This is a genomic window from Curtobacterium flaccumfaciens UCD-AKU (assembly GCF_000349565.1).
GTDB classification, from domain to species: Bacteria; Actinomycetota; Actinomycetes; order Actinomycetales; family Microbacteriaceae; genus Curtobacterium; species Curtobacterium poinsettiae.
Genome location: NZ_KB714612.1, coordinates 1 through 660, shown reverse-complemented (window position 1 = coordinate 660; position 660 = coordinate 1). Strand labels below are relative to the sequence as shown.

General features: G+C 74.4%; 1 protein-coding gene. It reads right to left on the bottom strand.

Annotation, left to right across the window (positions count from 1 at the left end):
- Positions 1–612 (bottom strand): Asp23/Gls24 family envelope stress response protein (locus tag H489_RS26805; protein WP_017886819.1); only part of this gene is annotated, 612 nt, incomplete at its 3' end.
- Between the last annotated feature and the right edge of the window lie 48 nt (positions 613–660).

Below are 660 nucleotides of genomic sequence, written 5' to 3'. Positions count from 1 at the left end.
CGCGGTGGCGGACGCTGCCTGTTTGGTGGCGTCAGCGGTGGCGTCGGCAGCCTGCTTCGTCGCGTCCGCCGTGGCCGTGGCAGCGCGCTTCGTGGCGTCCGCGGTCGTCTCGGCGGCCCGCTTGACGGCGTCGCCGGTCGACTCGGCCGCCTGCTTGAGGGCGTCGGTCGTCTGCTCGGCGGCGCGACCCAGCGGGGACTGCTCGTCGTCGAACGGGCCGTGCACGTCGAGGACGCGCACGTCGACCGTGGTGTGCAGGTCGGACAGCTGGCGCGTCGCTGCGCTCACCTGCTGCCGGACCTCGGCGGCGACGTCGAGCACCGGGTGCGGGTAGCTGACGACGACGGCGACCTGGACACTGAGCTCGCCGTCCTGTTCGTCGACCTGCACGCCGGCGGTACCGGCCGAGCGGCCGAGCTGCTTCCGCAGCTGGTCGGCGGCACGGGCGGCGATCCCGCCGAGGTGGTGCACGCCGGGCACGCCGAGTGCGGTCTCCGCCGCGGTGCGCGCGACGATCGTCGCGGTGCTCGCGTCGTCGGGCAGCGGCTCCGTCAGTGCTGCGGGCAGGGCCACCTCGGTGACCTGCGTGTTCGCATGGGGGTCGTGCTGCATGGTTCCTCCTCGTTCGGGATCAGCGCGGGGACGCGTCGGGGCACCCGT